This is a genomic window from Plantactinospora sp. A48 (assembly GCF_055793945.1).
Map to the genome: position 1 here is coordinate 1 of NZ_JBTIXF010000133.1, position 1,430 is coordinate 1,430.

A 1,430-nucleotide genomic window follows, 5' to 3' on the forward strand; every position below is an offset into this window, starting at 1 on the left:
TGGTGTACTTCCGAAGTTTTGGGAACCAAAACAAAAACGAAGCGAACACCACCACACACACCCGGGTGACCCCCCCCCCCCAAACCCCCGGAACCCGGCAAACCCCGACCGGCGGCTCCCCCTTGAACGAGCGTTCGGGGTAGGTTTCACAGAACTCTTATTCTCTGGCTCGGAGGCCGTGCCAGAACCTGCATGGAGGTCAGCGCGATGAGCGGTGGTGAGAAGCTCGACTTCGAGATTCATCCGAATCAGGCCCCGGTAACCGCCGCCGAGCGCGCCGCGTTGCTGGCCAACCCCGGATTCGGCCGAGTCTTCACCGACCACATGGTCACGATCCGTTATGCCGAGGGAAAGGGCTGGTACGACGCCCGCGTCGAGGCCCGGGCGCCGATCCCGATGGATCCGGCGGCGGCCGTACTGCACTACGCCCAGGAGATTTTCGAGGGGCTGAAGGCGTACCACGCGGTCGACGGCGGGGTGACGATGTTCCGTCCCGACGCCAACGCCGCCCGGTTCGTCGAGTCGGCGGGCCGGATGGCGATGCCGGCGCTGCCCCCGGAGGTCTTCGTCGATTCGCTCCGGCGCCTGGTCGAGATCGACCGGGACTGGATCCCGACGGGCGAGGGTGGCAGCCTCTACCTGCGTCCGTTCATGTTCGCCAGCGAGGTCTTCCTCGGGGTCCGGCCGGCGAACGAATACCTGTACGTGGTGATCGCCTCGCCCGTCGGGGCGTACTTCACCCGGGGGGTGCAGCCGCTGACCGTGTGGGTGTCGCCGACGTACACCCGGGCCGCGCCCGGTGGCACCGGCGCCGCGAAGTGCGGGGGGAACTACGCCACGTCGTTGATCGCGAAGGCCGAGGCGGCCGCGCAGGGCTGTGACGACGTCGTGTTCCTGGACGCGGTCGAGCGCCGGACGGTCGACGAGATGAGCGGCATGAACGTGTTCTTCGTCTTCGACGACGGCAGCCTCGCCACGCCGCCGCTGTCCGGCACGATTCTGCCCGGCATCACCCGGGAGTCCATCCGGATGATCGCCGAGCGGGCCGGCCGGACGGTGACCGAGCGCCCGGTCAGCTTCGACGAGTGGCGGGAGGGTGCCGCGAGCGGAAGGATCCGCGAGGCGTTCGCCTGCGGTACGGCGGCGGTGATCACGCCGATCGGCACGGTCCGGCACCCGGACGGCGAGTTCACCGTGGGTGACGGTGGCTCGGGCGAGGTCACCCTCGCCCTGCGGCAGGAACTCATCGACATCCAGCGCTGCAAGGTCGAGGACCCGTTCGGCTGGGTGCAGCGGATCCTCTGAGTCGACGCGGGGGGCGGATCTAAAACAAGGAAAAACTCCCCCGCTCACACCCTCCCACCCATCACGCTGTCAACGCGCCTCGTTTCCTGACCAAGCGACGACCGTACTCCCTCCTCTCTGCTTTC

The 1,430-nt window shown here is 67.8% G+C and carries 1 protein-coding gene; it reads left to right on the top strand.

Annotated elements, in window-relative coordinates:
* Nucleotides 1-207 precede the first annotated feature (207 nt).
* Nucleotides 208-1,305: a branched-chain amino acid aminotransferase gene (locus ACXN5W_RS30285; RefSeq protein ID WP_473161804.1), complete on the top strand. Its 1,098-nt coding sequence runs from the start codon at nt 208-210 to the stop codon at nt 1,303-1,305.
* Nucleotides 1,306-1,430: the final 125 nt, after the last annotated feature.